Annotated in this window: 25 protein-coding genes; 11 read left to right on the forward strand and 14 right to left on the reverse strand. The window is 64.1% G+C overall.

Annotated features, from left to right (window positions below):
- Nucleotides 1-54: 54 nt before the first annotated feature.
- Entirely contained in the window at nucleotides 55-3,561 is a 3,507-nt protein-coding gene (locus tag ACTUWL_RS20265) for a DUF5801 repeats-in-toxin domain-containing protein (RefSeq protein ID WP_021079417.1), read from the reverse strand.
- Between ACTUWL_RS20265 and ACTUWL_RS20270 the strand changes: the two genes are divergently transcribed.
- The 3 genes from ACTUWL_RS20270 to ACTUWL_RS20280 all read left to right on the forward strand — a co-directional run bounded on the left by ACTUWL_RS20270 (nucleotide 3,560) and on the right by ACTUWL_RS20280 (nucleotide 5,616).
- Nucleotides 3,560-3,856, forward strand: a complete 297-nt coding sequence (locus ACTUWL_RS20270; RefSeq protein WP_146160398.1) for a hypothetical protein — start codon at nucleotides 3,560-3,562, stop codon at nucleotides 3,854-3,856. The two genes, ACTUWL_RS20265 and ACTUWL_RS20270, sit on opposite strands and share 2 nt — an antisense overlap.
- A gap of 59 nt (nucleotides 3,857-3,915) precedes the next feature.
- Nucleotides 3,916-4,674, forward strand: coding sequence for a FecR family protein (locus tag ACTUWL_RS20275; RefSeq protein WP_106940484.1), 759 nt, complete (start codon nucleotides 3,916-3,918; stop codon nucleotides 4,672-4,674).
- Between the two features lie 75 nt (nucleotides 4,675-4,749).
- The gene (locus tag ACTUWL_RS20280; protein WP_021079419.1) at nucleotides 4,750-5,616 is read left to right on the forward strand and encodes a tetratricopeptide repeat protein; all 867 of its coding nucleotides are present in this window, start codon (nucleotides 4,750-4,752) and stop codon (nucleotides 5,614-5,616) included.
- Between the two features lie 172 nt (nucleotides 5,617-5,788).
- Here the strand turns inward: ACTUWL_RS20280 and ACTUWL_RS20285 are convergent, their stop codons facing one another.
- Genes ACTUWL_RS20285 through ACTUWL_RS20300 form a run of 4 tightly spaced genes read right to left on the reverse strand, consistent with a single transcriptional unit; the run spans nucleotide 5,789 to nucleotide 9,412 of the window.
- Complete coding sequence (locus ACTUWL_RS20285; protein WP_021079420.1) at nucleotides 5,789-6,655, reverse strand: efflux RND transporter periplasmic adaptor subunit; 867 nt, start codon at nucleotides 6,653-6,655, stop codon at nucleotides 5,789-5,791.
- Complete coding sequence (locus ACTUWL_RS20290; RefSeq protein ID WP_021079421.1) at nucleotides 6,652-6,858, reverse strand: DUF1656 domain-containing protein; 207 nt, start codon at nucleotides 6,856-6,858, stop codon at nucleotides 6,652-6,654. The genes ACTUWL_RS20285 and ACTUWL_RS20290 overlap by 4 nt, the downstream gene beginning before the upstream one ends.
- A complete protein-coding gene (locus ACTUWL_RS20295; protein ID WP_021079422.1) occupies nucleotides 6,855-8,906 on the reverse strand; it encodes an FUSC family protein in 2,052 nt (683 codons plus the stop codon). Before ACTUWL_RS20295 ends, ACTUWL_RS20290 begins: the two co-directional genes overlap by 4 nt.
- A 2-nt stretch (nucleotides 8,907-8,908) precedes the next feature.
- Nucleotides 8,909-9,412, reverse strand: coding sequence for a MarR family winged helix-turn-helix transcriptional regulator (locus ACTUWL_RS20300; RefSeq protein WP_021079423.1), 504 nt, complete (start codon nucleotides 9,410-9,412; stop codon nucleotides 8,909-8,911).
- A gap of 221 nt (nucleotides 9,413-9,633) precedes the next feature.
- Here ACTUWL_RS20300 and ACTUWL_RS20305 point away from each other — a divergent pair, with 221 nt between their 5' ends.
- Nucleotides 9,634-9,846 (forward strand): hypothetical protein, encoded by a 213-nt coding sequence (locus tag ACTUWL_RS20305; protein WP_021079424.1) that lies wholly within the window; start codon nucleotides 9,634-9,636, stop codon nucleotides 9,844-9,846.
- Nucleotides 9,847-9,853: 7 nt separating this feature from the next.
- On the opposite strand, the gene ACTUWL_RS20310 is transcribed toward ACTUWL_RS20305, so the two are convergent.
- Nucleotides 9,854-11,062, reverse strand: a complete 1,209-nt coding sequence (locus tag ACTUWL_RS20310; protein WP_021079425.1) for a hypothetical protein — start codon at nucleotides 11,060-11,062, stop codon at nucleotides 9,854-9,856.
- A gap of 508 nt (nucleotides 11,063-11,570) precedes the next feature.
- Here ACTUWL_RS20310 and ACTUWL_RS20315 point away from each other — a divergent pair.
- The 4 genes from ACTUWL_RS20315 (at nucleotide 11,571) to ACTUWL_RS20330 (ending at nucleotide 14,711) form a co-directional block, all read left to right on the forward strand.
- Nucleotides 11,571-12,164: a hypothetical protein gene (locus ACTUWL_RS20315; RefSeq protein ID WP_021079426.1), complete on the forward strand. Its 594-nt coding sequence runs from the start codon at nucleotides 11,571-11,573 to the stop codon at nucleotides 12,162-12,164.
- Nucleotides 12,165-12,399: 235 nt separating this feature from the next.
- Nucleotides 12,400-13,317: a hypothetical protein gene (locus tag ACTUWL_RS20320; protein WP_199196618.1), complete on the forward strand. Its 918-nt coding sequence runs from the start codon at nucleotides 12,400-12,402 to the stop codon at nucleotides 13,315-13,317.
- 255 nt (nucleotides 13,318-13,572) lie between these two features.
- Nucleotides 13,573-14,088, forward strand: a complete 516-nt coding sequence (locus ACTUWL_RS20325) for a helix-turn-helix domain-containing protein (protein WP_106940483.1) — start codon at nucleotides 13,573-13,575, stop codon at nucleotides 14,086-14,088.
- Nucleotides 14,085-14,711 (forward strand): hypothetical protein, encoded by a 627-nt coding sequence (locus ACTUWL_RS20330; protein ID WP_021079429.1) that lies wholly within the window; start codon nucleotides 14,085-14,087, stop codon nucleotides 14,709-14,711. The genes ACTUWL_RS20325 and ACTUWL_RS20330 overlap by 4 nt, the downstream gene beginning before the upstream one ends.
- A gap of 19 nt (nucleotides 14,712-14,730) precedes the next feature.
- Here ACTUWL_RS20330 and ACTUWL_RS20335 read toward each other — a convergent pair whose 3' ends face one another.
- On the reverse strand, nucleotides 14,731-15,288 hold the full coding sequence (locus ACTUWL_RS20335) for an HNH endonuclease (protein ID WP_024584725.1): 558 nt from the start codon (nucleotides 15,286-15,288) through the stop codon (nucleotides 14,731-14,733).
- Between the two features lie 190 nt (nucleotides 15,289-15,478).
- Here ACTUWL_RS20335 and ACTUWL_RS20340 point away from each other — a divergent pair, with 190 nt between their 5' ends.
- Nucleotides 15,479-17,239 carry a chloride channel protein gene (locus tag ACTUWL_RS20340; RefSeq protein ID WP_021079431.1) on the forward strand — a complete coding sequence of 587 codons (1,761 nt, stop codon included), beginning with the start codon at nucleotides 15,479-15,481 and terminating at the stop codon, nucleotides 17,237-17,239.
- Nucleotides 17,240-17,528: 289 nt separating this feature from the next.
- Here the strand turns inward: ACTUWL_RS20340 and ACTUWL_RS20345 are convergent, their stop codons facing one another.
- From ACTUWL_RS20345 to ACTUWL_RS20360, 4 genes are all read right to left on the reverse strand, one after another.
- Nucleotides 17,529-19,316: a flavin-containing monooxygenase gene (locus tag ACTUWL_RS20345; protein ID WP_021079432.1), complete on the reverse strand. Its 1,788-nt coding sequence runs from the start codon at nucleotides 19,314-19,316 to the stop codon at nucleotides 17,529-17,531.
- A gap of 111 nt (nucleotides 19,317-19,427) precedes the next feature.
- The gene (locus ACTUWL_RS20350; protein WP_021079433.1) at nucleotides 19,428-20,513 is read right to left on the reverse strand and encodes a DUF2855 family protein; all 1,086 of its coding nucleotides are present in this window, start codon (nucleotides 20,511-20,513) and stop codon (nucleotides 19,428-19,430) included.
- Nucleotides 20,514-20,619: 106 nt separating this feature from the next.
- Nucleotides 20,620-22,137, reverse strand: a complete 1,518-nt coding sequence (locus tag ACTUWL_RS20355) for an acyl-CoA synthetase (protein ID WP_021079434.1) — start codon at nucleotides 22,135-22,137, stop codon at nucleotides 20,620-20,622.
- 29 nt (nucleotides 22,138-22,166) lie between these two features.
- Nucleotides 22,167-23,138, reverse strand: coding sequence for an NAD(P)H-dependent flavin oxidoreductase (locus tag ACTUWL_RS20360; RefSeq protein WP_021079435.1), 972 nt, complete (start codon nucleotides 23,136-23,138; stop codon nucleotides 22,167-22,169).
- Between the two features lie 180 nt (nucleotides 23,139-23,318).
- On the opposite strand from ACTUWL_RS20360, the gene ACTUWL_RS20365 reads away from it, so the two are divergent.
- Together ACTUWL_RS20365 and ACTUWL_RS20370 are read left to right on the forward strand one after the other, a co-directional pair.
- Nucleotides 23,319-24,206: a LysR family transcriptional regulator gene (locus ACTUWL_RS20365; protein ID WP_021079436.1), complete on the forward strand. Its 888-nt coding sequence runs from the start codon at nucleotides 23,319-23,321 to the stop codon at nucleotides 24,204-24,206.
- 298 nt (nucleotides 24,207-24,504) lie between these two features.
- Nucleotides 24,505-24,795 carry a hypothetical protein gene (locus ACTUWL_RS20370; RefSeq protein ID WP_021079437.1) on the forward strand — a complete coding sequence of 97 codons (291 nt, stop codon included), beginning with the start codon at nucleotides 24,505-24,507 and terminating at the stop codon, nucleotides 24,793-24,795.
- A gap of 87 nt (nucleotides 24,796-24,882) precedes the next feature.
- Here ACTUWL_RS20370 and ACTUWL_RS20375 read toward each other — a convergent pair whose 3' ends face one another.
- Genes ACTUWL_RS20375 through ACTUWL_RS20385 form a run of 3 tightly spaced genes read right to left on the reverse strand, consistent with a single transcriptional unit; the run spans nucleotide 24,883 to nucleotide 26,362 of the window.
- Nucleotides 24,883-25,221 carry a hypothetical protein gene (locus tag ACTUWL_RS20375; RefSeq protein ID WP_035651699.1) on the reverse strand — a complete coding sequence of 113 codons (339 nt, stop codon included), beginning with the start codon at nucleotides 25,219-25,221 and terminating at the stop codon, nucleotides 24,883-24,885.
- A gap of 33 nt (nucleotides 25,222-25,254) precedes the next feature.
- On the reverse strand, nucleotides 25,255-25,977 hold the full coding sequence (locus ACTUWL_RS20380) for an LrgB family protein (RefSeq protein ID WP_021079438.1): 723 nt from the start codon (nucleotides 25,975-25,977) through the stop codon (nucleotides 25,255-25,257).
- Nucleotides 25,964-26,362 carry a CidA/LrgA family protein gene (locus ACTUWL_RS20385; RefSeq protein ID WP_021079439.1) on the reverse strand — a complete coding sequence of 133 codons (399 nt, stop codon included), beginning with the start codon at nucleotides 26,360-26,362 and terminating at the stop codon, nucleotides 25,964-25,966. Before ACTUWL_RS20385 ends, ACTUWL_RS20380 begins: the two co-directional genes overlap by 14 nt.
- Between the last annotated feature and the right edge of the window lie 261 nt (nucleotides 26,363-26,623).

Genomic DNA, 26,623 nt, shown 5'->3' on the forward strand with positions numbered 1-26,623 from the left:
GGCCCGCGCCAACAATCTAGCGCGGGCCAGGACCTTCACCAGGCTTCAGGGCCTTTACAGGATCAGATCGTGCTGCACATGCGTGACAGGATCTGAAATGATATTGGCGGTCATCGCAGCGTCTTCCGGACTCGGCGCGAATGGCGAGGCGTGTGTCCCGGTGCCGGCGGCCTGGATGTCAACCTGAAGGCTGGTCGTGGCGGAATGGCCGCCCTTGTCGACGGCAGATACATCGAACAGAAGATCCGTGCTCGGAATGCTCGTCTTCTCGTCGTAGGTGATGTTGTTGACCGTGAAGGTGGGGTGGCCAGCTTCCGCTCGATCATAGTCGATCTGGACCTGAGTGAATGCCTTTCCGACGTAGAGCGTGTACGCCTGCGTCGCGTTGTTGAAGGTGAAGGTATCGATCAGTGACGTGTTCGACGTTTCCTGTACCACGATGCCGGCGCAGCCGCTGCCTGGTTTGGGAACGCAGATGCTGAAGTCGTGAACGCAGGTGCTGCCGTCGAGTACCTTGAAAGTCAGAGTTGCAGTGCCGCAACCCTGCCAGTGAGCGAGAGTAAAATCGACCTGCGATTGCTTCTCGGTGAATGCGAGATTCAGCCGCTCGCCGGGATCGATTTGCTGGCCGCAATCGCCGACCGCGATGCCGTCGCTCGATGCTTTGACATCGAGGGGATGACCAGCGCAGTCGGACCCGGTGATGACGAGTTGTGCGTCCGGAGCCGTGAGTTCCATCGAGCCGCCGTCCGAGGCGCCGAAATCGGAGCCTGTCACGGTGACATCCTTCAACTGCTCGACCTTCTCGAAATTAAAGCAATAGGTGCCGTTCGGATTGATCAGGAGTGCAAAGAGCGGATCGCTGAGCTCACCGCCTGAATCCGTACGGTAGGCGTCCAGTTCGACGCCGCCGCTGACCGCATGGGTCGAATAGTAGAAAGTGTAGTCATCGCAATGTCCGGTGACATGCACCGAGGTGACACTATCGCCGAGGCTAGAGGTCGCGAGGTCATATCCCGTGCTGCCGACCTCGCCGTTGTGGATGGCGACGTGCATTGCGGCATCACCATCTGCGCCGAAATTGACATCGTAGGTGCCGGTCGCGGCCTGATCGTCGTGAGCGGCGATGACGGTCACCGGGAAGCCACCAATTGTCGGACTGTCTTCCCTAATCGACAGCTGCTTACCGAGATCAATACTCGCGCTCTGGAAGTTGCCGTCCTTGTCCGTGATGGTCGCGATCAAGCCTATGGTTCCGGCAGTCAGCGACACGGTTTCATTGTCGTCCGGGTCGGTGCCGCGCGGCTGCGTCACTGCCCGATACTCGGTGAAGGTCACAAGCCCCGTGGCTGGATCGAGCGTGATGGTAAAAGCCAGTGTGCCGGTCGTCGTGCCGACATGGCCCTCGATGGCGTTGCCGTTCAGCACCAGCACGTCGGCGCAACCGGTGTGCGAATCGATCAGGCCCGACGCAGCGCCGTTGCCGCCGGTGATCGTCAGTGCGTAACTGATGGTCGCGCCATCCGCGCCCTGAACCGAGCTGAATGCCCTGGAAAAGTCGGCTGACGTAGTGGTCAGGAGCGCATCCGGCGCGGACCCGGCAATGTTATCGTCGAGTGTCGTCGCAGTCAGATGCGTCTCGCTCAATGTCAGAGATGGAGTTGTGCCGCTCGCCTTGATGCTCGGACCGTCGTCCGTGATCGTGAGCTGCTTGCCAAGATCAATGCTCGCGCTCCGGAAGTCTGCGTCCTTGTCCGTGATCGTCGCCACCAGGCTTATGAGACCGGCGTCCAGCGCCAGAGCTTCTCCGCTGTCCGGATTGGGACCGAGCGGGTGCACTACCGCGCGGTACTCGGTGAAGGTCACCCGTCCGGTGATCGGATCCACCGCGATGGTGAACGCCAGCGTGCCGGTGGCCGTACCGACATGGCCCTCGATGGTATTGCCATTCAGAACCAACAAGTCGGCGAGGCCGGTGTGGGAGTCGATCAGGCCCGACGCGGTACCGTTGCCGCCCGTGATCGTCAGCGCATAGCTGATCGTCGCACCATCCGCGCCTTGGACCGAGGTGAATGCCGTCGAGAAGTCGGCAGAGGTCGTCGTCAGCGTCGCATTGGGCGCAGAGCCGGCGATGTTGTCGTCCAGCAGCGTTGCCGTCAGATGCGCCTCACTCAGCGTCAGCGAGGGGACTGTTCCGCTTGCGCTGATGCTCGGATCGTCTTCGACGATGACCAATCTGCTGCCGAGATCGAGGGTCACATCCTGCGAGATGCCAGCCTTCGTCACGGTTGCAATCAGGGTTACGATCCCGGTCGCCAGTGACACGGCTTCGTTGTCGTCGGTGTTGGTGCCAGGCGGCGCCATCGCCGACCGGTACTCGGTGAAGGTCACGAGCCCCGTGGCCGGGGCGAGCGTGATGGTGAATGCCAGCGTCCCGTCAGCCGCGCCGACGTGGCCTTCGACGGTGTCACCGTTCAGAACCAGGACGTCGGCGAGGCCGGTGTGCGAGTCGATCAGCCCTGAAGCCACGCCGTTGCCGCCGGTGATCGACAGCCCGTAGCTGACCGCCGCGCCCGCCGCGTCCTGTGCGCTGGCGAACCTCACCGAGAAGTCTCCTGTAATCGTGGTCAGCGCGACGTTCGGTACGGAGCCAGCGATGTTGTCGTCCAGCGCCGTCGCGGTCAGATGCGTCGCGCTCAACGTCAGCGACGGTACCGTTCCGAACGTCAGCTTGGGCGGCGTCGGTGGCGGCTTGAAAGTAATGATGAACTGGGGGACGACCGTCGGCAGCGGTCCGAGCTGATACGGCGTCTGCGAAGGGTCAGGCTCGGTGAAATTGATCGGTTGCAGCAGCGGCGAACCTTGGTAGGTGGGTGCGCTGGAGCCTTTTGATCCCGTTCCTCTCTCCAGATTGGCGAGCGTCTCCTGTTGCGCGTCGCGCAATTCCTCCATGTGAGCAGGGCTGTTCGTGAGGTGGTTCACGCTGACCGAAGACCCTCGCTTGGTCAGGATGATCGTCTCTCCGGGGTCGTCGACGATGATGTGCCGGGGGATCGCCTCCTTGGTCACCAGCTCGAACACGCCGTGGTGGAGGTCCTTGTAGCCGATGGTGTCGTCGTCCAGCAGCGTGACGTCCGGCTCCGCAGCCCGCGCGTTGTCCAGGAGCGCGAAGGTCAGCACGGCGAATGTCAGCATGCCGAGGCCGCTGGCCCTGACGGTGCCAACAGGCGTCTCCGCCGTCAGCACGCCTGCCCCCGTCAGCCTGCTGCCAATGATCCGGAAGAAGCTTCTGGCTTTCGCGAACAGGCCCGAGCCGCCACCGGGGTCCTGCGCGAAATCGCCCAGCTCCAACCGGGTGCCGGGCGGCAGCCTGAGCAGCGTGCCGTCGATCAAGCGGATCTCGACCTGTCCGCCGGTCGCGACCTCGATGACGTCACCCCGGCGAACGGGATCGCCGGCCACGACCTGCACGGCAATGCCGCGCGCACGCGCGATGGTGCCGCAGCCGATCGCCGTCTGAACAGTGCCGATCACCCGGGGCTGCTGACCTGAAACGGCCATGCACGCGTTCCCGGGCATTACGCCGGAAGCGACCAATATTGGCATTTTCGCCCGCTCAACAGCTCAGGCGGAAGGTGGTGCCGCAGTTTTTTCGTCTGGCTTGCTTTCGTCGCGAGGAAAAAAACCTCGCACCGGCAGCCATAGGCTTGCCCGCCGAAACGTCCTGATTGAAACCAAATACGGTAGTGAAAATCGAATTCCAGCACTGCGAGAACCGACCGCGAAAACAGCAGAACAGCTGTCTCTTATCGCGGGGGTGCAGCCCCACTGGATTTATAGTATAATTATCGAGTAAATTGTCCATATATTAATTTTTATTCGAATTGCGTCAGGCCTTTAGGCCTGGTTGCAGCAATGCGTTTGGCACTCAAGGTCCTGCGGTCTCGGCCCGGCGGTTCGGATCTCCATCGCGCCGCGACACGACAAGATCTTCTCGAAAGGGAGGGGATCGTGCGCATCCATTTGGTTATTCACTTGCTCGCAAGCTTCGTCTTCGCCGTTACGCTCGCAACCTTCATGCCGGTCCAGGTGCAGGCGCAAGCCGGGCCGGCCCAACCCGCGGTCGACAATTCCTCAGCGAAGTCGATCGGGAAGGTCGTGACGGCCACCGGTTCGGTCACGATCGAACATGCGAGCGCGGTCGTCGTTCAGGCCGCGCTGTCCGATCAATTGCCCCAGGCGAAGGTTGGCGACCCCGTCTATATGGGCGACACGGTACAGACCGGAGCCGATGGACGGGTCGGGATCAACTTCACCGATGGCACCTCGTTCAATCTGTCGAGCAACGCCAAGATGGTCATGACCGAGTTTGTGTACGACCCGAACGGAAAATCGAACTCGACCCTGTTCAAGCTGGCCAATGGAACGTTCACCTTCGTGGCCGGCAACATCGCGAAGACCGGCGACATGAAGATCGACACCCCCGCCGCGACGATGGGAATTCGAGGCACCACGCCGCGTATCGAAATTTCCGACGATGGAACGGTGAGGTTCGCGACGCTCGTCGAAGAGGGCAAGAGCAAGCTGCTCAGGAAGCCCGCGACACGCGTGACGCCGCAGTCCGAGCCGAACACCTACCACAGGTTCAATCCGAACATTTGTCGCGGATGCTAGGCGGGCAGGGCGTTGGTCTTGAGCGGCTACTCACGGACATCGGTGACGCTGCGTCGTCAAAAACCGGAGCCCGACATGAAGCCTCGTGCAGGCTCCTGTGGGAGTCGCGGCCTGTCGGCGGTCTTCATCCTGCTGTTGCTCGTAACGCCGGCGGGCGCGCAGAACGCGAAGCAAAGGGGCAGCTACCTGCGCAATATCGAGCTGTGCAGCGGTCTCGATCACACGCCGGCCGACGCGCGCATCGGTGCGTGCACGGCGCTGATCGATGCAGGCGAGGACATGACACAGGCCGGCCTCGCGATCGCCTACAACAACCGCGGCAACGCCTACGCCACCAAGGAAGACTATGACCGCGCCATCCGGGATTTTGATCGATCCATCGAGCTCAATCCAACCTACAGCAAGCCGTTCAACAACCGCGGCGTAGCCTATGTCAGGAAGCACCAATACGATGGCGCGACCGACGCGTTCGATCGCGCCATCAAGCTCAACCCGAACTACGGCGAAGCCTTTGCCAACCGCGCCGGTGCCTATCTGAAAAGGAACGAATATGCCCGCGCGGTGCAGGATTACGATCAGGCCATTCGCCTCGATCCGAACCTTGACGGTGTATGGAGCGGACGCTGCTGGAGCCGGGCCATTCTTGGCGCGTTGCAGGAGGCGCTGGAAGACTGCAACAAGGCGTTGCAATCGGGGGCGGCCAATGCTGCGACCTACGACTCGCGCGGCCTGGTCTATCTGAAGACAGGCGAGCTTGGCGCGGCGATCGACGATTACAGCTCCGCGCTTCGCATCGATCCAAGGCTCGCAAGCGCGCTCTATGGACGCGGGCTGGCGAAGCTGAAGCAGGGCGACAAGGCCGGCGGCAATATCGACATCGCGGCGGCCAAGGCGATCCAGGGCAGCATCGCCGACGATTTCACGCGCTATGGCGTGCAATAGGCGAGCCGAGCCGATCCCGCGCGAAGCAAGCGCGGGCGAACCGGGGTCTGGTCGCTCCAGCTGAAGCGGGATGAGTATTGGTTGAATCGGCTTGGCGTCGTCTTGCTTCACCTCTCCCAAGGGAGAGGTGAAGCTTCGACGCCGTCCCAGCTCAACCTAATCTCATCAGGCTCTAGTCGGTGATCTCGACCGTCGCCGAGCGGCCGGCGACCAGCGCGATGCGATCCGGCAGATGGTCCAGCGCGATCCGCACCGGGACCCGCTGTGCGAGTCGAACCCAGCTGAAGGTCGGATTGACGTTGGCGAGCAGGTTCGCGCCTTGCCCGCGGTCGCGATCCTCGATCCCCGCCGCGATGCTCTCGACGTGCCCGGTGAGCCGGACCGGCTCGCCCATCAGCCTTATCTGCGCCTTGTCGCCGACGCGAATGCGCGCCAGCTTGGTCTCCTCGAAATAGCCTTCCACATGCAGCGTATCGCTGTCGACCAGCGCCATCACGCCCTTGCCCGCGGTGACGTAGGCGCCGGGCCGCAGGTCCATGTTGGTGATGGTGCCGTTCACGGAGGCGTGCACCTCGCTGCGATCGAGATTGAGCTGGGCGACGGCGCGATCGGCGACCGCCTGGTCATAGGCGGCCTTGGCTTGCAGCTGCGTGGCCAGCACCTGTTCCTGCTTCTGCTGCGACACCGCATCGGTGGTCAGCGAATTGTAGCGCCTGAGATCGGATTCGGCCTGATCCAGCGTGGCGCGATGACCGGCGACCGCCGCGTCGGCCTGCTGCAACGCCAGCGCAAAGCGCGCGCGATCGATCCGGAACAGGATATCGCCGCGGTGCACCTGCTGATTGTCCTTGACCAGCACGTCGGTGACGAAACCGGATACGTCGGGAGCGACCTGAACCACGTCGGCGCGGACCCTGCCGTCGCGGGTCCACGGCAACTCCATGTAGTAGACCCAGAGCGCGCGACCGACGGCCAGCGCGGCGACAAGCGCGATCGCGGTCAACGCGACCCGGCCGAGCCAGGCGAAATTCCCCTTCATGGCAGAAACTCCGAAAGATAAACGACGCCGCCGAGCAGGCAGACATACAGTGCGAAATTGAACAGCGCGCGATGCCAGACCAGCCGGTAGAGGCCGAAGCGGCGCATGATCCGGCTCACCAGCACGCTCAGCGCATAGGCAATGACGAGCCACAGCAGCAGCGCGGGGACCAGAACTCCGTAGATGTCGAGCTCATATCTCATGCCGCAAAACTCTCCTCGGGCTGCGATCGGTAGGCGGGCGCATCCGGAAACAGGCCGCGGCGGATGCCGACGAGGCCGAGCAACGCATCGTCCCGCGCGCGCTCATTGGGATCCTTGACGACCGCGGTCACCGCCGCGTCGATGCATGACAGCAGCTCGGCCGGTAGCGCCTGGTCCGCATGGGCGCGAAACGCCGCCGCGAGGTCATCCAGCATGTGGTCGATGGCGCGCACGGTCGATGCGGCGAGGCCGTAGCGGGCGCGCCTGAGATCGATGATGTTGAGCCCGATGCGCAACTGGACCAGGCTGTCGGTATCGCGGCGGTCGCTTTCGGAGATGAAGGCGATGCGCTGCACCAACAGCCCGAGCCGATGCAGCATCAGGCCGGCAAACTGCGCGCGATCGCCGCGGCCGCGCCGCTCGGCCGCGACCGCCAGCGTCTGCCAGCTCGACGTCGTCAGCCGCTTGGCGATCCATTCGGCGCCGACGCCGCGCGCGATCCGCGTCACGATCTCCGCGATGACGACGCCGAGGAAGAAGGCGACCGACGTGTTGGCGAAGCTGGCAAAGTCCGCGGTGTAGGTCGATTGCAGCGCCAGCAGCGTCGCGGTGTTGGCGGCGAGCGCCATGCCGATCGGCGAGGTTTTCGGCCGCGCGATCAGGAAGCCGTACAGCAGGAAGGTCGGCGCCAGCGCGGCGATCAGAACCTCGACATGGGAGATGCCCGGCACCAGCGCGAACTGATAGATCGCGACCACGACGATCGCGACCAGCGAGAACAGGCCGAAGGCCCGGATGCTGCGTGCCGGCTCGTCCTGCGCGGCGAAGAAGGAGCAGGCGACCGCCGCCATCATCGGCGCCGAGGCGCCATCGGCCCAGCCGGTGGCGATCCACACGCCGCAGCAGATCAGGATGGCCACCGCGGTCCCCGCGGCCGACCACAGCGCCATGCCGTGGTCGCGATGACGAACCGGCGCCGCTCCCGACTCCGGATGGAACGCGAGCTGGACGGTCGAGATATCCCGGCCCGCGGCGATCGCATCGGCCACCGCGCGGCAGTCGGCCGAGATGTCGATGAGGTCGCGCAACCGCAGCAGCAGGCTGATCGTGAGGATGCGTTCCCGCGGCGCGAGGCCGTCGAGCGCAGACAGCCGCGCGGTGACCGTCGCGCGGATCTGTTCGCCGGATTGCCGCTGGCGATCCTCGTCCACGATCCATGCGGCGACGTCGCCGATCAGGCGCTGGAGTTCCGGTTGCCGTTGCAGCGCCATCTTGCCGAGCGCGGCGAGCCGGTCTTCGATCGACGTGGCAATCGGCAGCAGCATCAGCATGCGCAGCCGGACCTCGGCGAGACCGCGCACGGTGCCGGTGTCGGCCAGCCGGTCATAGGCGAGATGGGTCGCCAGCGTATCGATCTCGACGATGTCGGTCGCGAGGCGGAGGCGTTGGGCCCGGCGCGTCTCGCTGGTGCCGTGATCGAGCAGCACGTCGCGGGACAGGCGGCGGGCATCCGACAGCCAGCTCCTGACGCGACCGCCCACCGCCGGCGCGACGCTGCGCGGAAACACCACGGTCGACACCAGGCTTGCGCAGATGATGCCGAGCGAGATTTCCTCGACCCGCGCCAGCGCGATATCGAAAATGCTTCCCGGCTCGGCGACGGACGGAAAGCCGATCAATGCGACGGTGTATCCGCCCAGCATGAAGACATAGCTGCGCGGCGTTCCGTCGAGCAGCGACAGATAGAGACAGAGCCCGACCCACAGCGCGATGGCAAGGCAGAGCAGCTCGGGCGCGTTGACGAGGTTCGGCACCATCGCCACCGTGACGGTGGCGCCGATCAACGTTCCGATCACGCGGAAGAACGCCTTCGAGCTGGTCGCGCCGGCCAGCGGCTGCGACGTGATGTAAACCGTCGCCATCGCCCAATAGGGGCGCGGCAGATCGATCGCCAATGCGATGACGAGCGCCAGCATCGACGCGGCGAACGTCTTCAACGCGAAGATGAGGTCCGCGTGGCGGACCAGGAACGGCTCTTCCGCGCGCATGACTATCGCGCCTCTGCAGTCGATTTCGCTTGAGCGGTCTTGACTTGAGCGGTCTTAGCGTCCTGCGGCCGGCTTGCCCGCTGCTCGATGCGCTGGAGCGTCTCGAAGGTTACCGCAAGTTCCTCGCTGCCGATATCCTTCAGCATGCTGGCGCGCACCCGGCGCAGCACCCGGTTGGTCTCCTCGACCTTGGCGTCGCCGGCCGCCGTGAGATGCAGCGTCTTGGCGCGCCGGTCGGTCGGGTCCTCACGACGCTCGACCAGGCCTTCAGACTGCAGCAGATCGATCAGCCGCACCAGTGAAGGCCCCTCTATTCCCAGTTCGTCGGCCAGCACGCCCTGACGGACGTTCTCCCCGTGCCGCGACAGCACCAGCAGCGGGATGGCCGTCGCGTAGGATAGGCCGTGATCGGACAGCGCCTGATCCGACAAGCGACGCCAGATCCGGGCGAGCCTGGTGATCAGGCGGCCGATCTCGGCGTGGATATGGGATTGCGACGGAGGCATGCAAATTAGATAGGATACAAACTATTAGGCTGCAATCATATATCCCGGCGATCACGCAAAAGCGATCGCAAGCGGCCCCGCAGCCTCGTTCCAGGATGGAGCCGGGCCGGTTGCGCTCAGGAACCTCGTTCCAAACGCGCCGTTGGCGCGTGGTGCGATCGTCCGCGCGAGACATCGGCGCAATGAGGCGGCCGCAGCGCCATTTGCGTAAGGAGAACACGATGGGATTGGCTCAATACGCGGTGATTTCAGCCGGCGAAGAATGGGGCGTCCTGCACGACGGCAAGCTCAACGCCGGATACGCCACCAAGGAAGCCGCATTCGAGTCGGCGGCCGCCGCCGCGTCGCCGGCGATCAGGCTGGGACATGAAGTCCATGTCAGCGTACCCGGACGCGAAGAAGGTGACGCGGCGCCGACGAAGCAGTCGGCTTAGTCCGGTCTCAGCCGAAGTCGCACATCAGCCGGCTCCAGTCCTCGCCCGCGAGGCCGCCGACATAGATATCGCCGCGCACGATGGCGTCGTTCACTTCCGGAACACGCGTCAACGCCATGGCGAAGGCGCGGTGCCGGAACACGAGCCAGCGCTGCAGCCCGAGCCCTGCCATCAGAGCCGGTTGTGCGCGGCCGCGGGCTTCGAGGTGGCCGGTGTCCTCGAGGTGGCGGAACATCGCACCGAGCACGCCAACCTCCCGACCGGGAAGCGACAGGATGTTGAGGACATGCGCGGTCCGCCCCGGAGACGCGTAGTAGACAAAGCAGCCGATCGTCGCGCTGGTATGGTCTACGATCGCGCGGATCGTGAATGCGCCGAGCCTGGTGTTCTGCGCCGCGAGGCCGACGAGCCAGCCGAGCTCGTCCTCCGACCAGAGCGGCCGGACAGCGTAGTGGGCAATGAGGCGGGGCGCGTGGGCGAGGAAGTCCGGGATGGACATCTCCTGCACCTTCAGGCCGGCGGGGCTCTCGAGGTCGCCGCCGCGCAGGCGGCCCAGGAAAGCGTCGACGGGACGCGCGAGCGTTGCCAGGCCGGGATCGATCCGGCGCAACAAGCGCGGCGAAAGACGTCCGAGCAGTGCGCCCAACGGACGGAAGGTGCGCACCCACTCCAGGTTCTGCATCGGAATGGTCTTTCCGCCGATGGCCATCAGGGATCTGGCGCTGGTCGGCGATGCACTGTCACAGAACGAAAGACTCGCCTTTTTCGGTCGCAGGCCAAGATTGAGCTGGGCCGCCCCGGCGGAGTCCCTGTTCGTCATGAAGACGCCGAGCAGCCGCCCCGGGATCACATTGCCGCAGGCCATGAAGCGCATCGGGACGGAGAGCAGCGCGCTCGAGATCAGGCCGTCCTGCTGCTGATAGATCTGGGTGCCCGCAGCCTCGCTGTAGGACGGCGACCCGAGGGTCAGCGCGTGCAAATAGCCCTTGAGATCGGTACTTGCCGGCTTGTCGGTGCCCCTGAAGACCTTGAGGAAGAGGCCGGCGACCGCAGGAACGTCAGCCGTGGTCATCGGCCTGGCGGCGCCCTTGCGTGACGTCTGTGCGTTGGCCTGGGCGATCGGTTCGGGCTGTTGACTCGGGTGATCCGGCGAGATCGACAGACCGTCGTGCGGGTGGATGAGCCGGACCGCTGTATCGGACGTTGCGCTAAGCATGATTCGCCATTTCGTCTGCTGCCGCCCAATTGCGACAGCACCGTCGGACGACAGGATCAAATGACAGCCGACAACCTCGAGCCGGTCGACATCACGCGAGCATGACAATTTCAGAACTGCTCCGCGCAGGCGTGCGTCCTTGCCGCGACTCTCCAGCGAGACGCGTGAGCCGTCAACAAGTTCAGCTTGTGGAGGTTAATTCGTTAACGCGGTCGCCGCCGTCGGCAAGGCTTCGATCGGCGGCAGCGACGCGCAGGAGGCGATCTTCGCGCAGGCGCCGGCGTGCTTCGGAGCGAGGTCGAAACCAATCAAAGATTGTTTTCTTCATAGTTGCGCCGCACGCAACCAGATCGGAGAGCTCAAGACGGAGAGCCGTGCCAGTTTCGGCTGCGGGGCCGGACAAGGAGCATGGTGCTCCTGATCCGCCGCGGCGATCGCCGTTCGGCGGGTGTCCGGTGCCCCGTGATTTAGTCGGCAGAGACTGCCGGACATTCCAAGGGGGCAGGCCATGACCAAGTCAGTGCAGATTGAGACCGGGATCGCCGATGTCGCTTACCTCAAGACCAACCGATACAGGCTATGTCTCGCCAAGAAGGTGAACGGCATCTACAACGTCGTATGGCAGTCACATGGCGACTTCGTCGCCATCAATAGCTTCAGTTGGATGACCCCGGTCTATCAGGTGTTCGGCAGCACCCACTTCCAGACCTCAGCCCGGGTCGTGGTGGACACCAATCTCGTGGCGGCCTCGCTTGGCGAACGCGTGATCATGGATCAGGCCGGGCATATTGGACCGGCCGAGCCCGGCGCGGACTCCCATAGCATCACTTTCGTTAACCAGGACGGCCCCATCCATCCCGGACTACAGTCCGGTTCGATCGGTCCCGGCGGCAATCAAGTCATCACACCGATTTATCTCTATCCGCAGTCCGTTCCGGTCGGCACCGTCATGTTCGCGCCGATCGAGAAGGTGCAGGTCTGGTTCGCGCAGAACCTGGCGACAGGCACGATCATCGATGACCACGTTCTCAACGCGGTCGAGATCGACCTGACGACGGTGAATTCGGCGGCCCGTCGCTACCAGAATGGCAACTGGTTATGATCTCAATCTCAATTTGATCAATTTAAGGTTGCTGAAATTGCAAAAACAAAAGTTAAAATTGCGCTGCGTGCAACCGGTCGAGAGAGCCTGAAGAAGCGCACCATGCCAGTTTTCGGCCGCGGGGCCGGACAAGGAGCATGGTGCTCTTGATCCTCTGCAGGGATCGCTGTTCGGCGATGTCCGGCGCCCCGTCGTTCAGCCGGCCGAGGCCGCCGGTTATGCAAGGGATTAGGCAATGACCAAGTCAGTCCAAATTCAGATTACAAAAGAGGCGCTCGAAACTCTCAAGGGCAACCACTACAAGCTTTGTTTCGCCAAGAAGGTGAAGGACGTCTACGACGTGGTGTGGCAGTCCTTCGACGAATATCTCGATACCAATACCTTCAGCTGGACTCCCGTCTATCAGGTGTTCGGCACCAATACTTTCCAGACCTCGGTGCAGGTCCAGGTATCGACCAACGTCGTGACCGCGACACTCAACCAGCAAGTCACCATGGACGCGGCCGGCAATCTCAGCGACGCCGTGACCGGCGGTTCTGCCGACGCCGTCACCTTCGTCAACAATTATGGTCTCATCCACCCCGGATTGAATTCCGTGTCGACCGGCCCCGACGGCATTCAGCGGACGACGCCGATCTACGTGGCGCCCGATGCAATCGAAACCGGCGCGGACGCTCTGACGCCGGTCGAAATGCTCCAGGTCTGGTTCGCGCAGGATCTGACCACGAGCACCATGATCAGCAAGGATGTCAGCAAGGCCATCGAGATCGACCTGACGGAAGTGGATTCAGCGACACGGCTTTATGACGGCAGCTGGTCCACCCCGTCGGCCCTGGAATCCGGCGATCCCAAGACGTACCTGCTGGTCACGGTGGCTGTGGTCGGGACCGTGGTCGCCGGCTTGTTGGCGACCAAGATCGGCACCTATCTGACCGGCGTCTACCAGAAGTTCGCGGTCAAGGTGAATCCCAGCGCAAGCAGCTTCACGATCACCTACAGTGAGACGCGGGGACTCAACGCCGTCGATCGTCAGCACCTGGCGTTGTTGGCGAGTGATCCCACGACGACCGACACCCTGGTCGAGTTCGTGATCCGAGCGCTGGCTGCCAGTGGTTGCACGTTCAGCTCGATCAGCACCAAAGTGCCGGCCTGAACCGGCGCACCGACGTCCCCGCGCGCGCCTCCTCGCGCCAGTTTGACGCGCGAGGCAAGCGTGCCGGCTGTCCCGGACATGGCGACCTCGCTATAACTTCACGCCGGGACGTCGGCCTCGTTCGTTGTCAGCATTGCGTCGACGCCGGCCTGGACCAGCCGGCGCCGGCGTTACGGAGCGTTGGGGAGCCGGCGGTCCAACCGCGACAGAGGAAGCGGGCCGGCAGGATCCCGCCGTCAAGAGTGAGCCGATCACATGCGGGGCAACAACCGAACATCCACGCTCGCGCGTGGAAGTCGGCTGGCGGAAGCAATGCTTCTGCGGGGATGGAATAAGCAGACGGCGCTCGCGGAGGCGCTTGGCGTCAAACCGAGTGCGGTATCGCGATGGCTGAAGAGCGGATCGCTGTCATTCGAGCACGCGGTGGCGCTCTGCGAATTTCTCGATATCTCGCTGGACTGGTTGATGTTGGGCCGCGGCAAGCCTGATATCGAGGACCGGCATGACAAGCGACCCGAACCGGCGATCCAGACGAGGGCGCGCGAGGCGCTGCGGCAATTCACGGCAACGTTGCCGGAGATTTTTGTCACCGATAACCTGTGCGAAACCGACGGAGCGGCGACCGCCGGACAGGAGAGCGGCGTCAATGCGGGCAGCCATGGGATCATCGAGGTGGCGCTGCGCAACGGCAGGGTCCTGCGGCTGCCCGAATTTTTCACGCCGGCACGCGTGGCGCGGCTGGTGGAGGCATTGGAGGAGATCGCGCGATGACGTCCGAAGACCCGTCGATGACCAAATCGGTGACCGTGCAGATCGCCCCGGGCGATCTGCAGATTCTCAAGGACAACGGTTACACGCTGTGCTTTGCGCGATGCGTCGAGTATAGCTACAGCGTGACCTGGCAATCGTTCCCCGATTATCTCGCCAGCAACACTTTCGCCTGGTCGGAGCAATTTCAGCTGTTCGGGACCGACATCATCGATGGCGTCGCGCGCATTGAGAGCCGAACCAATGCCGTAGACATCGCGCTCGGCCAGCAGGCAACCCTCGATGCCGTGGGGGTGCTCGGGCCTGCGAGTTCGGGCGGACCGCCCGAACAGATCACGCTCATCAACGATTACGGACCGATTCACCCTTCGCTGAGTGGTGCGTCAGTCGGACCGGACCGCGTGGTGCGCGTCACGCCGATCTATGTTGCGCCGAGATCCATCGTTCGCGGATCGGCCTCGCTGCGTCCGCTCGACAAGGTGCAGATCTGGTTTCAACAAGACTTTAGGCCCGGCGTGATGCTGTTCAACGCCGTTTCGAATCCGACCGTGGCAGACCTGACCCAGGCCGGTTCGGTGACGGTGCTCTATCAGAACGGCAACTGGATCAATCCGGCGCCGGCATAGCTGGGTAAACGTCCGCCGCCTATGGATCAAGCTCAGTATCCCAGTAGAGATAATCGAGCCAGCTTTCGTGCAGATAGTTCGGCGGGAACAGCCGGCCGTTGCGATGGAGCTGATGCACGGTGGGCGCGTAGGGCGTCTGCTTCGGAAACATCTTGGCCTGCTGCGGCGTCAGATTGCCCTTGCGCAGATTGCAGGGCGAGCAGGCGGCGACGACGTTCTCCCAGGTGGTCTGGCCACCCTTGCTGCGCGGAATGATGTGATCGAAGGTGAGGTCGTCCGGCGACAGGCAATACTGGCAGGAGAAGCGGTCGCGCAGGAAGACATTGAAGCGGGTGAAGGCGGGGTGCGTGGTCGGCTTGACGAAGGACTTCAGCGATACGACGCTGGGCAACTGGATTTCGAAGGAAGGACTTCGTACCGCGCGGTCGTAATATTCGACGATGTTGACACGATCGAGGAACACCGCCTTGATCGCGTCCTGCCAGGACCAGAGCGACAGCGGGTAGTAACTCAGCGGCCGGAAGTCCGCATTCAAGACCAGCACCGGCCAACCGCCTTGTGAGACATGTGCGTTCAAATAACGCTCCTGACTCCCATTAGCTGCGAAGCAGCATGCACTCACATACTACAGGCAGCGTGACGGGATTGTGAAGAGCGATGAGCGGCTTATCCGCCATCCCCTGCCATGTTCCTGCCCCGATTGCCTCCCGCCCGCGGGGCCCGTAAAGGGAGCCGCAAGGCCTGTCGGCCAGTGACGGACCCTGCCGATGACCACCAAGTCGAGCTATCTCGAAGCGCCGCGCCGGTTGCGCGCGTTCGTGCGCGCGCACGAGACGAGCCTGGTGGTGCTGGCGGTCCTGATCGGGGCCATAGGCGGCCTCGTGGTGGCCGTCATGGGCATGCTGGTCTCCGTGCTGCATGCCGTATTGTTCAATCTGCCCTATGGCGACCGGCTGTCGAGCCAGCCGAGTATCGATCCGCTGCGCGCGCTGCTGGTTCCCTCGATCGGTGGCCTGCTGCTAGGGATTGCGTTCCTGCTGCTGCTTCGAGTCCGGCCGGCCCGCGAGATCGACCCGATCGAGGCCAACGCGCTTTATGGCGGGCGGATGTCGTTCCGCGGCAGCGTGATCGTGGCGCTGCAGACGATCTGGTCGAGCGGCGTCGGCGGCTCGGTAGGGCTCGAGGCCGGCTATACCCAGCTCTCCAGCGGCCTCGCCGCCTCGCTCGGCCGCGGTTTCCATCTCCGCCGCAACGACCAGCGAATCATGGTCGGCTGTGGCGCGGCGGCGGCGATCGCCGGTGCCTTCAGCGCGCCGCTCGCGGGCGCGTTCTACGCTTTCGAACTTGTGATCGGCGGCTACACCCCGGCGAGCCTGACCCCGGTCGGGGTGGCGGCGGTGACCGGCTATTTCGTCGCCCATGCCTTCGAGCCGCTGCCGCTCGGGGTCGGCGTCGGAACCGTCGGCGACGTGCTCGGGCGGGATCTGGCGATCGCCACGCTGCTCGGCATGCTCGCGGCGCTGACCGGAATTGCGATCATGCGCGGGGTGACGCTGTGCGAGGCGCTGCTCGCCAAGACCCGGCTCTGGCCGCCGCTGCGCCCGGCGCTCGGCGGGCTTGCGGTCGGCGCCATGGCGCTGCTGACCCCGCAGGTGATGTCGTCGGGCCATGGCGCGCTGCGCTTCGCCGGCATCGTGGCGATGCCGCTCGCCTTCATCGCCGGCGTGTTCGTGCTGAAGGCGGTGGCCTCGATCATTTCGCTCGGCTCGGGCTTCCGCGGCGGCCTGTTCTTCGCCACGCTGTTCATGGGCGCGCTCGGCGGCCGGCTGTTCGCCGCCGGCGTCGACATCGTCTGGCCGGGGCTCAATCTCGATCCGAACGCCTATGCGGTGATCGGGATGAGCGCGCTGTCGGCGTCGGTGATCGGCGGTCCCTTGACGATGTCGTTCATCGCGCTGGAATCCACCGGCAATCTCTGGCTGACCACGGCGGTGCTGGTCGCGGTCATCATCTCGACCACGATCACGCGTGAGCTGTTCGGCTATTCGTTCGCGACCTGGCGGCTGCATCTGCGCGGCGAGACCATCCGCAGCGCCGCCGATATCGGCTGGATCCGCGATCTCACGGTCGGCAAGATGATGCGGCAGGACATGATCACGGTGAACGCCGCGATGCCGATCGCGGCGTTCCGCGAGGAATTCCCGCTCGGCTCGAAGACCCAGGTCGTCGCGGTCGACGGCGAGGGGCGCTATGCCGGGCTCGCGCTGGTCGCCGAAGCCCATGCGCCGGATCTCGAGGCCGACAAGGGGCTCGCCGGCATCCTGCGCTACGCCGACGTGGTGCTGCATCCCGGCATGAACGTGCAGGAGGCGATCGCGGTGTTCGACGCGGCCGAAGCAGAGTCGCTCGCGGTGGTCGAAGGCGATGGCGACCGGCGTCCGATCGGCCTGCTCACCGAAGCGCACGCGATGCGGCGCTACGCTGAAGAATCCGAGCAGCGCCGACGCGAGGCGATCGGCGAGATTTGATTTTGCTGTCCTCGGTGTCATTGCGAGGAGCGAAGCGACGAAGCAATCCATCTATCCCCGAGTTTGGCATGGATTGCTTCGCTGCGCTCGCAATGACGGCGTCGACGCGGTCCTTGCTGTCGACCGCGACGGAGGCGACGACGGTCAGGCTCCAGCCATCGGGGAGCTTTGCGAAGTTCTCGACGACGCGTTAGCGAGCTCGCCGGCGCCGAGGATGGTCGGCATTGGCTGTCCCCTCTCTTCTCGTCATTCCGGGGCGCGCGCAGCGCGAACCCGGAATGACGGCTGACTATAAAAGCCTCGCCACCGGCCCGACGTCGCGCGGCAGCAGGCTGGCCTCGATCGCCTTGATCTGCAGCGCGAGATAGCGCGAGTTGATGCGGCATTGCGCGAGGCTGCCGGCGATGAACCACAGGCCGGGCTGCGGCGTGCGGGTGTACATGTTGCGCAGCTCCTGCCCGTCGCCAAAACCCCAGATCGGGCCGACGCGTTGGGCCATCGCCTCGCCGAACAGTTTCTTCACCAGCTCTTCCTGCGGCCGGTAGCCGGTCGCGAGCACGATGAGGTCGGCTTCCACCGTCTCGCCGTTCTTGAGCCTTGCGCCTTCGCTGACGAAGGTCTCGATGTCGGAAAACTGCTTCAGCGCGACCGCGCCGCTCGCGACGAGGTCGGAGCAGCCGACGTTGAAGTAATAACCGCCGCCGCGGGTCAGGTATTTGAACTGCCAGCCGGTGCCGCCATCGCCGAAATCGAGCTTGAAACCCCTGCGGGCGAGACCGTCGAGCAGCGGCTTGTCGAGCTCCTTCGACTGCTCGGTCATCAGCACATGGCTGCGCTTGGCGAGCGTAAGCGGCATCGAGGTCGCGATCAGGTCATTGTCCTCGAGCGAGCCTTCATTATAGGCGGCATAGGCGAGCTGCGCCGACGGCTCGATATTGGTGACCAGGGTCGGGGAGCGCTGCACCAGCGTGACCGCGGCGCCGGAGGAATGCAGGTCCTGCGCGATATCGTGGCCGCTGTTGCCGGTGCCGATCACCAGCGCACGCTTGCCGGTCCAGCTCTCGCCGTCCTCGTAGCGGCTGGAATGCATGACCTTGCCGGAAAAATTCTTCAGGCCTGGGATGTCGGGCAGATTGGGGATGCCGCTGACGCCGGTTGCCATCACGACATGGCGCGGCTGCATGGTCCGCGTCGTGCCGTCGGCGCGGCGCAGCTCGACGGTCCAGCGTCCTTGCGCATCGTCGTAGCTGCCGCCCAGAAATTCCGTGCCGGTCCAGAAGTTCAGCTCCATGGCATCGACATAGGATTCGAACCAGTTGGCGAGCTTGTCCTTCGGGATGTAGGTCGGCCAGTTCGGCGGGAACGGCATGTAGGGCAGATGATTGACCTGCACCTGGTTGTGCAGGGTCAGCGCGTGGTAGCGCTTGCGCCAATTGTCGCCGACGCGCGCCTCGCGGTCGACGATCAGCGCGTCGATCTTGAGCTGCTTGAGCCGCGCGGCGATCGCGAGCCCGGCCTGTCCGCCGCCGACGACAAGCACATCCGGATCGCGATCGGCGTACTCGGTGGACGCCTTGCGCAGGTCGAGCCAGTTCGGTCCGCGGAAGTCGCGGGAATAGGCCTGTCCGCGCGGCCTTGTGTGACCCTGCTGTTCCTCAAAACCCTTGAGCTCCTCGAGCGCGGTCAACAAGGTCCAGGCTTTCAGCCGGTCGCCGTCGGCGGCGTCAGGGATCAGCCGCACGATGCCGTGGCCGCGGCCGGTCGCCGTCTCGAACTTGAAGATCGCCTCGATCGCATTGGTGCCGGCGCGCATCACCCGGCGCGGCGCCGCGCGCTCGGCATCGATGCGGAAGTCGCGTGGGTCACTGCGACGGGCATGTGACGGCAGTTCCTCGATGATGGCGAAGGCGCGGTTGACGGTCTGGATGTTCCAGCTCAGCGCCAGCACGTCGCGCCAGTAGCTGTCGGGATGGAACAGCGGCTTCAGCAGCACATCGTCGGGGCTCGCCAGCGCATCCTCGAACTGCACGAGCCAATTGTCGGCGGCGACTGAAATATCGTCCGTCTTGTCGAGCATCCGGCGTTTCCCGTCATCGGCCGCCCCTGGTCAGTTGCCCGGCGGCGTTCCCATTGCCGCAAAGCCTATACCCATTGGCGAGGCCGCAGAAAGGCCGTGACGGGATAGCGCCTATTCGCCCAGCGACAGGATCAAGCCCTGGTCCGGCGGAACGCGGCCCTGCAGGGTATCGAGATAGGCCTCGCGCACCGCGGCCGGGCCACGCCGTTCGACGACATCGAGCCAATCAGGCAGATGCGGCACGAGCCCGGTCCATGCGGCACCGAAGCGCTGGTCGATGCCGCCGGGGCCCCATTCCTTGGCGCGCTTGCGGATCTGGTCCGGCGCGAAGAACCACACCGGCTTGGCGCCGGGCAGTGCCGGCTCGTCCGGCTCGCTCGCGCGATGCGTCAGCCCGACCCGGCCGGAATAGACCATCTGATCGCCGAAGTGCCGGTGCAGGGCCTCGCGCAGCGCGCTGTTGCCGGCCATGTCGACATAGGCGACCGGCTCTGCCGGCGGGATCGCCGCGACCTGGTCATAGCTGACGACCTCGTCATAGCAGCCGAGCGAGGAGACGAAATCGACATTGCCCTTCGAGGTCAGCCCGATCACGCGGATACCCCGCTTGTGCAGCAGATGAGCGAGGCCGAATGCGGTCTTGCTCGAGGCCGATGACAGGATGACGCGGCGCGCGCCGTAGAATTCATTCTCGGCGAGGAAGTCGTCGACCAGGAACGACAGCATGAACAGCGGCAGCAGCAGCGCGCGGAAATCGCCCTGCCGGCCGGCATAGGTCGGATCGCCGGAGACGCGGGCATAAGCGTTGTAGACCGGCGACACCTCCTGCCGGTGCGCGGCGCCATCGCGCAGGCCGCGCTTGCTGACATCGGCCGCCTCGATCACCAGATGGGTCGCCATCGGGAAATAGCCGAACAGCGTCTCGCCGACGGCGACGGCGGGATGCTTCGAGGCCAGCACCTCGCCAAAGCCCCACACCGGGATGATGCCGTAGCCCTCGGGCGCCGGGAACAAATGCCAGTATTTCAGTTGCTCGCCGATCACGGCGTAGGTGATGTTGTTGGCGGTGAAAGCGAAGCGGGTCACCTTCACCAGCAGCGCGTCGGCCGGCAGCGCCGCGGCGTCGGGCAATCGCGTCTCGATCACCTTGCACTGCTGCAGGTCGTTGCGGATGACGATGAAGTCGGTGGCGTTCATGGCGATGATCCCGGCCTTGGATGCGGGCCGGCATCGTTGCGTCGATTGCCGGCTGTTTGCAACAGCAACTAAGTTTCAAACGCCGTTCGCTTCGCCGTTATATCGTTCAGCGAAGCTGTCCTTCGCGGTAGAGGTCGCGCAGCTTGCGCTTGAAGATCTTGCCGGTGGCCTCGCGCGGCAGCGCGTCCATGAAGCGGATGTCGCGCGGCACCTTGAAATTGGCGAGCTTGCCGCGCAGGAAATCCTGGATCGCCGCAGCAGATAGCGCAGCTCCTGCTTCCGGCTCGACGCAGGCGAACAGCCGCTCGCCATACTCGTCGTCGGGAACGCCGAACACCGCGCAGTCGCGCACGCCGTCCATGCCGATCAGGGTGTTCTCGATCTCGGCGGGATAGATGTTGACGCCGCCCGAGATCACCATGTCGCGCTTGCGGTCGCACAGGAACAGATAGCCGTCGGCGTCGAGATAGCCGACATCGCCGACGCTGATCAGGCCGTCGCGGTCGGCTTCGGCGCGCGCTTTGGCGTTGCCATGGTAATCGAAATCCGAGATCAAGGTCTGGCGCATGAAGATCTCGCCGGGCTCGTCGACGTCGCATTGCGTGCCGTCGGGGCGGAAGATCCTGACGATGCCGCCCTCGATCGCGCGGCCGACGGTGCCGGGCTTTGCCAATGCTTCCGCCGACGAATGCCAGACCGGGATGCCGGTTTCGGTCGAGCCGAGATATTCGTTGATGACGGGCCCCCACCACTCGATCATCGCGCGCTTGACGTCGACCGGGCAGGGCGCCGCGCCATGGATGATGAAGCGCAGCGACGACAGGTCGTAGCGGCGCCGCGTCTCCTCCGGCAGGCGCAGCAGCCGCACGAACATGGTCGGCACCATATGCATGTGCGTGACGCCGTGGCGCTCGATCAGTTGCAGCAGATCTTCGGGATCGAAGCGCGGCTCGAGCACGATGCTGCAGCCGTTGCGGAACGCCAGCATGCCGTAGGAATGCGGGGCCGAATGGTACATCGGCCCGTTCATCAGGATCACCTGATCCTCGTTGGGCTTTACGCCGTAGGTGATGGCGCCGATGCGGGCGGCCGCCGGCATCTGCTCGGGCCGCATCGGCTTGCGCCGGACGCCCTTCGGCAGTCCGGTGGTGCCCGAGGTGTAGAACATCGGCGCGGCGCCGATCGGGGCATCGGTCAGCGGCGCATGCGTGTCGCGCCATTGGTCCCAGTCGGTCATGCCATCCGGCACCCGCGTCAATTCAGGCGCCACGCCATAGGCGGCGGCGATCTCCGGCGGCGTCGTCACGATCAGCAGTTTGATTTCCGGCGGCAATCCGTCCCGGATCTGCGGCAGGAGATCCGCGTGGCAGACCAGCGTGTCGGCGCCGCTGTCGGCCAGGATGTAGGCGACCTCGTCGGCCTTCAGGTGCCAGTTGATCGGCACCACCGGGCTGCCGAGCGCGGCCGAGGCCGCGACCACCTCGAACAGCGCGAAATCGTTGCGCAGCATCATGCCGACCGGCTTGCCGTCGCGCATGCCGAGCCCGCGGAAGCCGTTCGCTGCCCGTGCGATGCGGGCGTGGATATCGCCGTAGCTGATCTGTCGGTCGCCGCTGATGATCATACCGGGTCTCTCCAGGCGATCGTCCAGCGTCAGGCGCTGGCCTTCATGAAGTCGTTGCGCGCCTCATTAAACTCCGCCTTCAGCCGTGTCACCAGTTCGGCGACCGGCGGGGCGTCGGTGATCTGGCCGATGCCCTGGCCCGAGCCCCAGATGTCGCGCCAGGCTTTGGCCTTGGTGTTGCCGCCGGAGCCGAAATTCATCTTGGACTTGTCGGCGACCGGCAGGTTGGCGGGATCGAGGCCGGCCGCCGCGATCGACGGCCCGAGGTAGTTGCCGTGCACGCCGGTGAACAGGTTCGAATAGACGATGTCGTGCGCGGCATGTTCGGTCAGCGCCTGCTTGTACCTGACGTCGGCGTTGGCTTCTTGAGTCGCGATGAAGCGGGTGCCTATATAGGCGAGGTCGGCGCCGAGCGCGAGCGCGGATGCGATGCTCCAGCCGTCGGAGATCGCGCCCGACAGCAGGATCGTGCCCTTGAACCATTGCTTGACCTCGCGCACCAGCGCGAACGGCGACAGCGTGCCGGCATGGCCGCCGGCGCCCGCGCAGACCAGGATCAAGCCGTCGACGCCCTGCTCGGCGGCCTTGCGGGCGTGCTTCACGTTGATGACGTCGTGGAACACGACGCCGCCATAGGAATGCGCGGCCTCGACGATCTCGGACGGCGGGCGCAGCGAGGTGATGATCACCGGCACCTTGTGCTTCACGCAGGTTTCCATGTCGCGCATCAGGCGGTCGTTGGAGGCGTGGCAGATCTGGTTGACGGCGTAGGGGGCGACCTTCTTCTCCGGATGCAGCGCCTGGTGCTCGCCGAGCTCGTTCTCGATCCGGGTCAGCCACTCGCCGAGCTTCTCGGCCGGGCGGGCGTTCAACGCCGGAAACGAGCCGACGATGCCGGCCTTGCACTGCGCGATCACGAGCTCGGGCCCGGAGACGATGAACAGCGGGGAGCCGACGACCGGCAGTTCGAGCTTGTTGGCGAGCGAAGCAGGCAGCGACATGTTCGGATCCTCCATGCGCGCCGCTCGGCCTGCGGCCGGGGCGGATCGCGATGTGTTGTGATGGCGGGAGCGGCGGCTCTCCTGGCGCGGCCGCAATATAAGGCTGGACGGCCGCGCGATCGCGTTCAATATTGAACGGCTGATTGGCCAGAATTGAACACGGGCGCAGGCGGACGGCGCATGGACTGGGAGCTCTGCAAGACATTCGTCGCGGTGGCGGAGACGCGCAGCCTCGCGGGCGCGGCGCGGCGGCTGCGCATCAGCCATCCGACCGTCGGCCGCAACGTCGCGGCGCTCGAGAAGCAGCTCGGCACCCGTCTGTTCGCCCGTTCCACTGACGGCCTGTCGCTGACCTCGCATGGCCGCAAGTTCCGCGAGCACGCCGAGGCGATGGCGGCGGCGGCCTTGCGCGCGGAAGCCTCCGCCTCCGCGACCGGTGAGCAGGCGCGCGGCGTCGTCAAGCTGTCGATCGGCGCGACGCTGGCGGCGCACTGGCTGATGCCGCGGCTCGGGCCGTTCCTGCGCGACCACGCCAATATCCAGCTCGAGATCATCACCCATCCGTTTCCGGCCAGCGTCCGCCGTCGCGAGGCCGACGTGGTGTTGCGCCCGGTCGATGCGGGCGACGAAAACCTGATCGGGCGCAGGATCGGCCGGCTCGGCGCCGGCTTCTATGCCTCGCGCAGCTATGCGGCCGGCCGCAAGCTTCCGGAGCGGCCGGACGAATGGAAAGGCCACAGCGTGATCGGCTTTGCCGACCAGGCCTCGAATGCGCGGCTGGCGCGCTGGAGCGACGTGATCACCCGGCAGGGCACGACGGTGATGCGCTGCTCCTCGCAGGGCGACATGCTTGCCGCGGCGCGCGCCGGGCTCGGGATCTGCGCGCTGTCCTGCCTGGTAGGCGCCGACTATCCCGATCTGGTTCGGGTCGCGCCGCAAAAACTCTCGAGCCTCTCCGATCTCTGGCTGCTCGCGCATCCCGATCTGGTCGAGCTTCCGTCGGTGCGGGCGGTGATCGGCTTCGTCACCGATTGCGCGCGCGAGGACCGTGTCAGGCTGCGCGGCTAAAGCGCGATGACATCGGGCTGAATCGTCATCGCGCTTTAGATTCTTGTTTAAGCATGATCTTTTCGGAAAACCGCTACGCACTTTTCCGGATCATGCTCTAGGACGCATGTTCATCAATCCGAGATGTCTGCTTTGGAGAAGATAGCGGCCACGCGATCTGACCGGAGAGAGGCCGCCTTGTGACCCCCAAACGGACATCAAGGTTGAGTGCCGGGCGGAGCTTGCGCGGTGCCCCAAAATAGCGATGATCACGCTTGGCAAGGCGACCATTTGCAACTGCGCACGGGAGGGCTACATCATGACTGCATTCAACGCGGTACGCTTCCGGGTGAAGCCCGGGCGTGATCAGGATTTCATCGACGCCCACAAGAACGTTAGCTGGCCCGGCCTCAAACACTCTTACATGATAAAGACCGGCGAGCGCACGTATTGCGTCATCGCCGAGTGGCCGGACATGGAGACGCTGGCAAACGCACGTCCGAACATGATCGCAACGCTTAATTCGTTCCGGGATACTTTGGAAGATCTCGGCAATGGACTTGGTGTAACAGACGCCGTTGCTGGATCGGTCGTCCTAACGCTCAAATAGCCTCCAAAGTACCCTGAAGAGAGGAGCCATTTTATGGCAACGATCGAGATGGGCTGCTCTTGACCCTTGACGGACCTTGCCGTCAAATCAGTGGTGTCGTTCAAGGACAATCAATGGAAGTCCATCAGCGAGTAGCCATTTCGAAGCGAAATAGCAGTACTCGCCGGGGAGGTCTTCAAGCGAGGCTGGCTTATCGGCAAGTCGTGACTTTACCTCAGTCTTCCAGAACTCGAACCTTTCCGCAGGATCGATCCAACGGGGCCGCAGTCCAACGTCAGCGACGACGAATGTCGCCCCTTCTTTAATTGTTGCCATTAATTCCGATGCGTTCAGCCCAGTGGAGATGCGTTGCGCGTTGAATATCTGTTCTTGGTCCCACAACTCCTCAAGAGGGAGCTTAGTGACCAGCTTCTTGGCAATGTCCATCTCTCGCTCAACGCAAGGTCAACTGGGCCAACCTTAGAACAGCCGAAAAATCAATGGAAGCAGGATGGCTGTGAGTACGCCATTCAGGCCCATCCCGAGCCCGGAAAAGGCACCGGCGACCTCGTTGATCTGGAATGCCCGCGCGGTTCCGATTCCGTGGGAGGCAATGCCCATGGTCAGCCCAACGACACGCGGATCGTCAATACGAGCAAGGCGCGCGATAAGTGGGCCGAGGACGGCTCCGGTAATGCCGGTCATGATCACGAGCACAATCGTAAGCGTTTGCAGACCACCGATCTGCTCGGAAATGCCGACCGCAATTCCGGCAGTGACCGACTTGGGCGCCAAGGAAAGGATGGTCTGCGACCTTGCCCCCATAACCCAGGCAATGCCGACAGCGCTTAGGACCCCAACGGGCAATCCGACACCCAATCCGACCGCGATCAACCGTGCGGAAGCGCGGATTACGGCCCGCTGACGGAATAGCGGTACGGCCAACAGAACGACCGCAGGCCCCAACATGAAGTGTATCGGGTCAGCGCCGCGCAAATACGTCTTGTAGGGGATATGTGTCGCTTCGAGGCCGAGCGAGATGAGGACGATCGCCAGAAGGGTGGGGTTGAGCAACGGGTGATTGCCGCCGAGGCGCGATATGCGAGTTGCTGCCAGGAAAGCGAATACGGTCGCACCTGTTTCCAGGATCGGCTGGTCAGCCAGGCTGACCCAGGTCAAATTTGTCAGATCAAGCGTTGACATCGCGTGCTGCTCCCTCGACGCGTTCGGACCCGGGCTCCCGACTTATTGCAATCGTTCGGCCGAGCCGGTTCACGACAACCATCGTGACAAAAAGAGTAATGGCGGTGCCTCCAATCACCGCGGCCAAAATTGGCGTTGCTTCGGTCTTGAAGACATCCAAATAGGCGATCACGCCGACGCCTGCCGGCACAAACAACATGCCCAGAAACTGAAGCAGTCGGTCTGCAAGGATGCCCAGATCATCGGGCAGCCGTCCCCGAATGGCGAGTTCGGCATAGAGCAGAATGAGGCCGGTGACTGGCGCGGGAAGCGGCCACAAGCCGGACTTGGCGGCAATTTCACCCAGGGAAAGCCACAAGAGTACGCGAGCAATCTGTTCAAGCATCGCAATCATCTCCAACATCATTTTGCGCGGAATAATTTTTCGTGTCCGTCCATTCGCGGACCACCATGCGCATTTAGGGGCTCATGCCCCAGAGCTGCTTTCGTTCGATGGAATCGGAACGGACCTCCCGATTCCCGTTTGAAGCGCTTCTTCACGCGGGCCGGTATTCGCTTCGCTCGAAGACGCTTTAGTTGCGTGCGGCCATTTCCGACGACAAATGGCGCCAGGAGTGTTCGGTTCGGCTTTCAGGCGAACCGATCA

Source organism: Bradyrhizobium sp. WCU1, assembly GCF_053474805.1.

Bases quoted from the DNA above. Each gene is read 5' to 3' on its own strand.
- ACTUWL_RS20350 (WP_021079433.1), bottom strand. From the start codon at position 20,513: ATGAACGCCACCGACTTCATCGTCATCCGCAACGACCTGCAGCAGTGC.
- ACTUWL_RS20280 (WP_021079419.1), top strand. From the start codon at position 4,750: ATGAAGCCTCGTGCAGGCTCCTGTGGGAGTCGCGGCCTGTCGGCGGTC.
- ACTUWL_RS20295 (WP_021079422.1), bottom strand. From the start codon at position 8,906: ATGCGCGCGGAAGAGCCGTTCCTGGTCCGCCACGCGGACCTCATCTTC.
- ACTUWL_RS20380 (WP_021079438.1), bottom strand. From the start codon at position 25,977: ATGTCAACGCTTGATCTGACAAATTTGACCTGGGTCAGCCTGGCTGAC.
- ACTUWL_RS20300 (WP_021079423.1), bottom strand. From the start codon at position 9,412: ATGCCTCCGTCGCAATCCCATATCCACGCCGAGATCGGCCGCCTGATC.
- ACTUWL_RS20375 (WP_035651699.1), bottom strand. From the start codon at position 25,221: ATGGACATTGCCAAGAAGCTGGTCACTAAGCTCCCTCTTGAGGAGTTG.
- ACTUWL_RS20330 (WP_021079429.1), top strand. From the start codon at position 14,085: ATGACGTCCGAAGACCCGTCGATGACCAAATCGGTGACCGTGCAGATC.
- ACTUWL_RS20320 (WP_199196618.1), top strand. From the start codon at position 12,400: ATGACCAAGTCAGTCCAAATTCAGATTACAAAAGAGGCGCTCGAAACT.
- ACTUWL_RS20355 (WP_021079434.1), bottom strand. From the start codon at position 22,137: ATGATCATCAGCGGCGACCGACAGATCAGCTACGGCGATATCCACGCC.
- ACTUWL_RS20285 (WP_021079420.1), bottom strand. From the start codon at position 6,655: ATGAAGGGGAATTTCGCCTGGCTCGGCCGGGTCGCGTTGACCGCGATC.
- ACTUWL_RS20365 (WP_021079436.1), top strand. From the start codon at position 23,319: ATGGACTGGGAGCTCTGCAAGACATTCGTCGCGGTGGCGGAGACGCGC.
- ACTUWL_RS20310 (WP_021079425.1), bottom strand. From the start codon at position 11,062: ATGCTTAGCGCAACGTCCGATACAGCGGTCCGGCTCATCCACCCGCAC.
- ACTUWL_RS20340 (WP_021079431.1), top strand. From the start codon at position 15,479: ATGACCACCAAGTCGAGCTATCTCGAAGCGCCGCGCCGGTTGCGCGCG.
- ACTUWL_RS20270 (WP_146160398.1), top strand. From the start codon at position 3,560: ATGCACGCGTTCCCGGGCATTACGCCGGAAGCGACCAATATTGGCATT.
- ACTUWL_RS20290 (WP_021079421.1), bottom strand. From the start codon at position 6,858: ATGAGATATGAGCTCGACATCTACGGAGTTCTGGTCCCCGCGCTGCTG.
- ACTUWL_RS20370 (WP_021079437.1), top strand. From the start codon at position 24,505: ATGACTGCATTCAACGCGGTACGCTTCCGGGTGAAGCCCGGGCGTGAT.
- ACTUWL_RS20345 (WP_021079432.1), bottom strand. From the start codon at position 19,316: ATGCTCGACAAGACGGACGATATTTCAGTCGCCGCCGACAATTGGCTC.
- ACTUWL_RS20325 (WP_106940483.1), top strand. From the start codon at position 13,573: ATGCGGGGCAACAACCGAACATCCACGCTCGCGCGTGGAAGTCGGCTG.
- ACTUWL_RS20275 (WP_106940484.1), top strand. From the start codon at position 3,916: ATGCGTTTGGCACTCAAGGTCCTGCGGTCTCGGCCCGGCGGTTCGGAT.
- ACTUWL_RS20305 (WP_021079424.1), top strand. From the start codon at position 9,634: ATGGGATTGGCTCAATACGCGGTGATTTCAGCCGGCGAAGAATGGGGC.
- ACTUWL_RS20315 (WP_021079426.1), top strand. From the start codon at position 11,571: ATGACCAAGTCAGTGCAGATTGAGACCGGGATCGCCGATGTCGCTTAC.
- ACTUWL_RS20385 (WP_021079439.1), bottom strand. From the start codon at position 26,362: ATGCTTGAACAGATTGCTCGCGTACTCTTGTGGCTTTCCCTGGGTGAA.
- ACTUWL_RS20265 (WP_021079417.1), bottom strand. From the start codon at position 3,561: ATGGCCGTTTCAGGTCAGCAGCCCCGGGTGATCGGCACTGTTCAGACG.
- ACTUWL_RS20360 (WP_021079435.1), bottom strand. From the start codon at position 23,138: ATGTCGCTGCCTGCTTCGCTCGCCAACAAGCTCGAACTGCCGGTCGTC.